Origin of the sequence: Vibrio sp., assembly GCF_050299255.1 — a bacterium.
Classification (GTDB): Bacteria; Pseudomonadota; Gammaproteobacteria; order Enterobacterales; family Vibrionaceae; genus Vibrio.
On sequence record NZ_JBNKVP010000110.1, the window covers coordinates 1 to 7587 of the forward strand.

Consider the following 7587-nt stretch of genomic DNA (forward strand, 5'->3'; position numbering starts at 1 on the left):
AATTGGTTTTCAATGCCACCGCTCCGCACAATCCGTCTTTTTGGCAATTCTATCTTTCGAAACCGGGATACGACGCCACGCAAGTTCTTACATGGTCAGATCTTGAATTGGTGGATGCCAAAAGTAATGTGACGGTTGATGCGGATAAAAAGTATCGCATCAAGATAGCACTTCCGGCGGAACGTACTGGTGATGCTATATTATTTACCCGCTGGCAAAGAGAAGACCCCGCGGGAGAAGGCTTTTATAACTGCAGTGACATCCAATTTGAAGGCGATGGAACCGTGGATCCTACGCTTCCTGATAATACCTTAACTGCATTGGGATATTTCGTCAGCGCTGGATTTGGTCCTGTGAAAGATGGCGATTCTGTGCGACTGAGAACATTTGATTCAGACGGACAGGAAATAGTGGACATGACCCAGTCCATCACGACAGCAAATATCGGTAGCTGGGCTGTTGAACTTGCCACTCGATTTAATCTTCTACAGCAGGGACAATGGGTGATAGGCGTATGGGATGAAGTAACGAGTCAGTATCAGCTGGATAGTGATAATGTACACGTCAACCAGATTTTTGCCCCTGGTAGCCAATTAAGTTACCAGTTGTCGTTAAATAAGGGGGAACCGCCGGTCGAACCCTCGCCTGATGCCTGGTCGGTAGATTCGGTATACACGGCTGGTGATGTAGTAAGTCACAATGGTAAACAGTGGACTGCTCAGTGGTGGACTAAGGGAGAGGAGCCCGGAACGACTGGTGAATGGGGAGTGTGGCGCTGATTTGTAAACACGAGAAATAAATATACTTCAACAGGGGCGTTAAGCCCCTGCTTTTTATAAAGTCTTCCGATGTACGTGCTACTTAAATAGTGGACTTAGTCAGTTTGATAACGTGTTCACTACTGATTTTCAACACCTATAGTTACAGACGTGCTACATGCCGGTTACTTTTCAGTTGGAAAAAGTGATGCTGTTGGTGAAATCATATTTTTCTTTTCACATCAGTCTGTTATGTGATCTCTTTGTCCGCATACCGCTAAAGTATTAGAGATAATTGCCCTAATTGAAATTATTCCGTTTTGAGGGCACCTTTCATGCTTTATCTCGAATTCCTGTTCCTGTTACTGATGCTGTATATAGGATCCCGCAAGGGTGGCATCGGCCTAGGCGTTGTATCAGGTATTGGCCTGACCATCGAAGTATTTATCTTTAAAATGCCGCCGACATCACCTCCTGTTACTGTGATGTTGATCATTCTGGCCGTTGTGACCTGCGCGTCTATTCTTGAAGCCGCAGGAGGCCTGAAATACATGCTTCAGGTCGCGGAAAGACTGCTGCGCAAGAACCCTAAGCGGGTCACCTTGATCGCGCCGTTTGTGACTTACACCATGACATTTATGCTCGGTACCGGTCACGCCGTCTATTCAATTATGCCGATTATCGGTGACGTGGCGCTGAAAAACGGCATTCGGCCGGAACGTCCTATGGCGGCTTCCTCAGTGGCTTCTCAGATTGCTATTACCGCTTCACCAATTTCTGCTGCGGTGGTGTATTACCTGGCGCAGATGGCCGATATCCGGGCGGATATCACTTTGATGTCGATTCTGATGGTCACGGTCCCCGCAACGCTGTTTGGCACCTTACTAATGGCTCTCTACAGCCTGAAACGGGGCAAAGAGCTGGATCAGGATCCGGAGTATCAGCAGCGGCTACAAGACCCTGAATGGCGTGACAGCATCTTGAATACCACGGCGACCTCATTGGACGAAAAACTGCCAGATTCAGCGCGTAATTCAGTACTGCTGTTTATTTTCGCCATCCTGATGATTGTGGTGATCGCGATGGTGCCGTCTATCCGGACAATTGCCGAAGGCAGTAAACCGATCAGTATGGCGGTGATCATTCAGATGATGATGCTCTGTTTTGGTGGCATTATTTTGCTGGCGACCAAAACGGATCCGCGTCATGTTCCCAGTGGTGTGGTATTTAAATCCGGTATGGTGGCGGCGATCGCGATATTCGGTATTGCCTGGATGTCAGATACTTACTTCCAGTATGCAATGCCGCAATTTAAAGCCGGTATTGTTGAACTGGTCACCGACTATCCGTGGACGTTTGCACTGGCGCTGTTTACTGTTTCAGTGGTGGTGAACTCTCAAGCGGCCACCGCACGTATGATGTTGCCGGTCGGCCTAGGTCTCGGATTAGAACCGGCACTGTTGATTGGCCTGATGCCGGCAGTGTATGGCTATTTCTTTATTCCGAATTACCCGTCTGATATCGCCACGGTCAACTTCGACTCTTCCGGTACCACCCGCATCGGTAAATGGTATTTCAACCACTCCTTTATGTCGGTGGGTTTAATTGGTGTGATAGGGGCCTGTCTGGCCGGATACTTACTCGGCCAGATATTCGTTGGCTAAACCAAGCAATAAAAAAGAGCCCATGTAATCCAATGGGCTCTTTCTTTTTACAGTGACAAAAACCGGTCCACGCCCTGGCGGATGTTCTCTGCAAATACCTTGGCCAACTGTGACATGGGCTTATAGGCCGGGGTTAAGATAGCGTGGTCAAAAACCACTTCCGGGGTAAAGGGTCTGAATACCAGGTTGCCCTGACCGGATTTGTACAGTTTATAACTGGCCGCACTGATGGGATCGCAAATGCTGACGCACAGCTGCTGTTCGACAAACTCAAACCCTGAGATATAGTTTTGCAGTTCGAATCTCGGCAGGTATTTAGCGTTGTGTTCTTCAAACAACATTCTCACGTGTTCACTGACAGAATGGCGGGCATAAAGTGTCGCCAGAGGTATTCCATCCAGATCTTTTGGTGTGACCACATCCAAACGGGCAAGCGGGTGGTCTTTGTGCAGGGCACACACGCCTTGGAGTCGAATCGGCTCAACGTTGAATGATTCTCGGTCTTTGGGCAGTTCCGAGTAGCCAATATCGTACTGCTGCGAGGCAATCCAGTCCTGCACTATGGTCGAGCTACGCATCATCATCGACACTTCAACTTCAGGCCGGTCTTTAACAAATTCTGCGATCACGTGTGGCATAAAGAACAGCGCCGCCGCTGGCATACAGGCTATGCGCAGTTTTCCCCGAGTCAGGTTTTTTACTTCTGCCATTAACTGAGTCGAGCGGGTCAGCCTTTCCAGAATCGCGTCGGTTTCCTCCAACAAAAAATAAGCTTCTGGATTGGGAATCAGACGTCCTTTGTGACGTTCGAATAAAGAGAAGCCCAATTCCTTCTCCAGGCTGACGATCATAGCGCTGATCGCGGGTTGAGTTCGGCATAAAGTCTTTGCAGCTACGGTCACAGAGCCTGATCGCATAACGGTTCGGAATGTTTCTAATTGTTTTATAGAGAGATTGCTGCTCATTTCTTGTCCATAAGAAAAAATTATCACATTAGAGGAATTTTAAATTTGTTTTTATCGGCTGTCATCTTTAAATTAACGATGTATTCACAATTACAACAATAAGGAAATGTACTGTGGAGCAAAAGTTCAGATACCTGTTAACCGGTTTGATTGCATCTGTTGCCCTGATGCAGTTCATTCAGGTGGTCACACGCTATGTTTTCGAAGTGCCAATAATGGGCTTGGAAGAAACCATGGTAATTCCTACTGTGTGGCTGTATATGCTGGGTGCCGTTAACGCTTCCAGGGAAGACACGCAAATACGTGCCAACGTATTGGAAATCTTTATTAAGACAGAACGTGGTCACGCCATTCTTGCCCTGATTGGCGAAGTAATCAGCTTTATTATCTCTTGCTGGCTGACCTACTGGGCCTGGGATTACGTGAAGTATGCCTGGCGGGTGTGGAAAGAGAGTCCGACGCTGTACATCCCAACTTTCTATCACGAATGTTCGGTGTTTATCGGCTTAGCTTTGATTTCCCTGTTTATCGCCTTCCATATCGTGCGGTTAATACGGTTGGTTCGCCAACTGAAATCTCCATCCTATTCAGTAAGTAAGGTTTAAATTATGGTTGAAGTTGCACTGTTAGCGGTGGCGGTTCTCGTCATACTGCTGACCTTCGGCGTCCCACTTCCGTTCTGTTTTGGCGGCGCTTTAATGGTCATGACTTACGTGGGCGATATGTCCATGAAAGGTAACATGATGTGGGGGGCGGGGCAGTTAATGAACCCGGTACTGTTAGCGATACCGCTGTTTGTACTGGCCGGTACCATTATGAGTCGGAGCGGTATAGCCGCCAGTTTGCTCGGCTTTGTCAACGTTTTCGTTGGCCACGTGCGCGGTGGTCTGGGTATTGTGGCTTCGGTTAGTTGTGCCATCATCGGTGCGATTTCAGGCAGTGGCCTGACCGGTGTGGCGGCGATTGGTCCTCTGCTGATCCCGGAAATGGAAAAGCGCGGTTATCCACGTGCGTATGCCACCGCCTTGATTGCCAACTCGTCAATTCTTGGTCTGTTGATTCCGCCTAGCGTGACAATGATTGTCTACGGCTGGGTAACAGATACCTCTATCCTGGCCTGTTTCCTGGCGACATTAGGCCCTGGCCTGCTGGTTACCTTTAACTTTGCGGTTATCAATATGGTTATGGCACGCAAGTTCCCTTTGATCCTGGATGACAAACCTTCTATGTCCGAAATGATCAAAAAAGCATCCAGCCAAACTTTTAACGCAGTACCCGCTTTGCTGATGCCTGTGATCATTCTGGGTGGTATCTACGGCGGCATCATGACGCCGACTGAAGCTGCGGCTGTGGCGGTCATCTACGCGGTACCTGTAGGCTTTATGATCTACAAAGGCCTGAGCTGGAAAACCTTGCTGGAATCTGGCAAAGAGTCTGCGACTGCCGTCGGTTCGATCATGTTCATGATCCTGTTCAGCCTGATTCTGAGCCAAATGTTTGTGGTTGAAGACATTCCTCAAGAATTGGTGGAAGCGATCTTTGGTATCACGGAAAACAAAGCACTGCTGCTGTTGTTTATTAACCTGCTGCTGTTCCTGGTTGGCATGGTGGTGAACGACCTGACCGCTATCATCCTGATTGCGCCTCTGTTGTTGCCTCTGATGACTGCCATCGGCATCAGCCCAATTCAATTTGCCGCCATTATGGGCGTCAATACCGCGATGGGTGGTGTAACTCCACCGTACGCATCGATTCTCTACCTCGGAGCCCGTATCGGTAACGTTAAGTTCTCTGAAGTAGTCGGCCCGGCAATGCTGTTAATTTTGCTTGGCTATCTGCCAGTCGTGATCCTCACGTCGTTCTGGTCAGATTTATCTCTGTTCCTCCCCACTGTGTTTGGTTACTAAAAGGAAATTATAATGAAATTAACAAGTAAGTTTGCTGCTGCGAAGACACTGAAAAAATGTACTCTGGTTGCCTCTCTGGTTGCGGCGACGCTGGCAGTGATACCTGCCCAGGCAACTACCCTGAAAATCAGCCACGTTCGTCCACAAGGTACTGTGGTAGACAACGACATTAAACAGTTGAGCTCCGAGCTGCAAAAAGCCACCGACGGTGACGTGAAATTGCGCATCTACGCAGCAAACGCACTGGGCGATTACACTCTGGTTCAGGAGCGTATTTCAGTCGGCGCGATTGATATGGCGCTGCAACCTGCATCAACCTCCACCGACCGCCGGATGCAAATTGGCCTGCTGCCGTTCCTGGCTAACAACTGGGAAGAAGCACAAAAAATTTACGGTTCTGGCGCGCCGGTCCGTGAAGCGATGGAAACCCTGTTCGCAGAACAAGACATTACCCTGCTAGCCGCTTACCCGGTTTATTTTGGTGGTATTTCACTCAATCGTGCGGCTAAAGACGCCGGTGACCCGAACGCGGCTAAAGGTTTCAAATTGCGAGTGCCACCAATCAAAAGCTTCCAGCTGCTGGCAGACAACGTCGGTTACATTGGCTCACCACTGCCATTCTCTGAAGCGTTTACTGCAGTACAAACCGGTGTGGTTGATGGCGTGATTGGCTCTGGTGCAGAAGGGTACTACGCATCATTCCGTGATGTGACCAAAACCTATATTCCACTGAACACCCACTTTGAGATCTGGTACTTGATGATCAACAGCGAGCGTCTGGATGATCTGGATGACAATGAGCAGCAGGCGCTGAAGACCGCTGCGGCTGAGTTTGAAAAACACCGTTGGGGTGCTGCTCAGGAAGACCAGAAAGCCAATGAGCAGCGACTGGCCGATGCCGGTGCCACCATTGTTGAGGTAACACCTAGCCAACTGGCAAACACTGCAGAGAAAGTACGTGCCACCGTATGGCCAACCATCATCAACGATATGGGCAGCGAATGGAGCCAGCCTATCCTGGATAAAGCGCTTAACTAAGCGACATTCAACCGATATGGAGGGCGGCCTCGCCCTCCAAACCAGCCAAAAAGAGAAATGTTATGAAACCGGAATATATTGTTGTCGGTGGCGGTGTCGTGGGTTGCGCAGTGGCTTACGGCTTACTGAAAGCGGGTCATCAGGTCACCGTACTAGACGGTGGAGACAGCGCACACCGTGCTTCTCGCGGTAACTTTGGCTTAGTGTGGTTGTCGAGCAAAGGGCTGGACGCACCACATTACGCGGCTTGGACCCGCCGGTCAGTCAACTTGTGGGGTGGCTTAGCCAACGAGCTGGAACAGCTGACAGGTGAAGACCTGCACCTGGTACAAAATGGTGGTTATGACTTCCATTTTAGTGAACAGGAAATGCAGGCCAAAGTCGCTCAATATCAACGCCTGCGTGAAGCGCTTGGTACTGACCACCCGTTTGAAGTGTGGGATCGTGAACGCTTGCTACAAGAAGAGCCGGATATCGGCCCGGACGTAGTCGGCGCAATTTATGGCCCGGAAGATGGCCACGTGAATCCGCTTAAGCTACTCAAAACGTACACCCAAGCCATTTTGTCTCTGGGCGGCAAAATTATTACCGGCGTGACTGTGACCGATGGCCACAAACAGCCTGATGGAAAATTTGCCGTTAGCCTGGATAACGGCCAAACCCTACAAGCCGATAAGGTGGTGCTGTCGGCCGGTCTAGGCGCTGCCGAACTGGGGCCAAAGCTGGGCTTTATTGCACCGGTTCAGCCACAGCGTGGTCAGGTATTGATCACCGAGAAGCTGCCGAAAAAACTGAAACGCGCGTCAGGCATTATCCGCCAGGTCGATGAAGGTGGCATTCAGATAGGTGATTCAAAAGAGAGCGTGGGACTTGATGACAGTGAAACCGTGGATGTCACGGCGGCAATCGCAGAAAGGGCTATCGCGGTCTACCCGTTCCTGGCTAATACCAGATTAGTCCGCAGTTGGGGCGCGATTCGCATTATCTCGCCAGACGGGCTACCTATTTACCAGCAGTCAGAAACCTGTCCGGGGGCTTTCCTGGTCAGTTGCCACAGTGGTATCACCCTGGCCGCAGTCCACAGTTACCTATTGCCTCATTGGCTGGAAAATTCCGCCGATGCACCTGATTTGGAGAAATTCAGTGAAGACAGATTCAAAGTTCCAGCGGTTGGCTGATACCGTTGATGAGCGAGCGACGGTGCAGTTTTACTGGGAAGGTCAAACGCTGAGTGCGAAACAGGGCGATACCATCG

Annotated in this window: 7 protein-coding genes; 6 read left to right on the forward strand and 1 reads right to left on the reverse strand. The window is 49.8% G+C overall.

Going from position 1 to position 7587, the window contains the following annotated elements; genetic code table 11:
• The coding region (locus ACQY6F_RS17440; RefSeq protein ID WP_428776256.1) for a lytic polysaccharide monooxygenase at positions 1-779 on the forward strand (779 nt) is incomplete at its 5' end.
• A gap of 314 nt (positions 780-1093) precedes the next feature.
• On the forward strand, positions 1094-2422 hold the full coding sequence (locus tag ACQY6F_RS17445) for an anaerobic C4-dicarboxylate transporter (protein ID WP_428776257.1): 1329 nt from the start codon (positions 1094-1096) through the stop codon (positions 2420-2422).
• 47 nt (positions 2423-2469) lie between these two features.
• Here ACQY6F_RS17445 and ACQY6F_RS17450 read toward each other — a convergent pair whose 3' ends face one another.
• Positions 2470-3387 (reverse strand): LysR family transcriptional regulator, encoded by a 918-nt coding sequence (locus ACQY6F_RS17450; RefSeq protein WP_428776259.1) that lies wholly within the window; start codon positions 3385-3387, stop codon positions 2470-2472.
• A gap of 113 nt (positions 3388-3500) precedes the next feature.
• Between ACQY6F_RS17450 and ACQY6F_RS17455 the strand changes: the two genes are divergently transcribed.
• The 4 genes from ACQY6F_RS17455 to ACQY6F_RS17470 all read left to right on the forward strand — a co-directional run bounded on the left by ACQY6F_RS17455 (position 3501) and on the right by ACQY6F_RS17470 (position 7510).
• A complete protein-coding gene (locus ACQY6F_RS17455) occupies positions 3501-3992 on the forward strand; it encodes a TRAP transporter small permease (RefSeq protein ID WP_428776260.1) in 492 nt (163 codons plus the stop codon).
• Between the two features lie 3 nt (positions 3993-3995).
• On the forward strand, positions 3996-5294 hold the full coding sequence (locus tag ACQY6F_RS17460; protein WP_428776262.1) for a TRAP transporter large permease: 1299 nt from the start codon (positions 3996-3998) through the stop codon (positions 5292-5294).
• A gap of 12 nt (positions 5295-5306) precedes the next feature.
• Positions 5307-6332, forward strand: coding sequence for a TRAP transporter substrate-binding protein DctP (dctP, locus tag ACQY6F_RS17465; protein WP_428776263.1), 1026 nt, complete (start codon positions 5307-5309; stop codon positions 6330-6332).
• A gap of 62 nt (positions 6333-6394) precedes the next feature.
• Positions 6395-7510 carry an NAD(P)/FAD-dependent oxidoreductase gene (locus ACQY6F_RS17470; protein ID WP_428776265.1) on the forward strand — a complete coding sequence of 372 codons (1116 nt, stop codon included), beginning with the start codon at positions 6395-6397 and terminating at the stop codon, positions 7508-7510.
• Positions 7511-7587 lie beyond the last annotated feature (77 nt).

Bases quoted from the DNA above. Each gene is read 5' to 3' on its own strand.
- ACQY6F_RS17445 (WP_428776257.1), top strand. From the start codon at position 1,094: ATGCTTTATCTCGAATTCCTGTTCCTGTTACTGATGCTGTATATAGGA.
- ACQY6F_RS17450 (WP_428776259.1), bottom strand. From the start codon at position 3,387: ATGAGCAGCAATCTCTCTATAAAACAATTAGAAACATTCCGAACCGTT.
- ACQY6F_RS17460 (WP_428776262.1), top strand. From the start codon at position 3,996: ATGGTTGAAGTTGCACTGTTAGCGGTGGCGGTTCTCGTCATACTGCTG.
- dctP (WP_428776263.1), top strand. From the start codon at position 5,307: ATGAAATTAACAAGTAAGTTTGCTGCTGCGAAGACACTGAAAAAATGT.
- ACQY6F_RS17470 (WP_428776265.1), top strand. From the start codon at position 6,395: ATGAAACCGGAATATATTGTTGTCGGTGGCGGTGTCGTGGGTTGCGCA.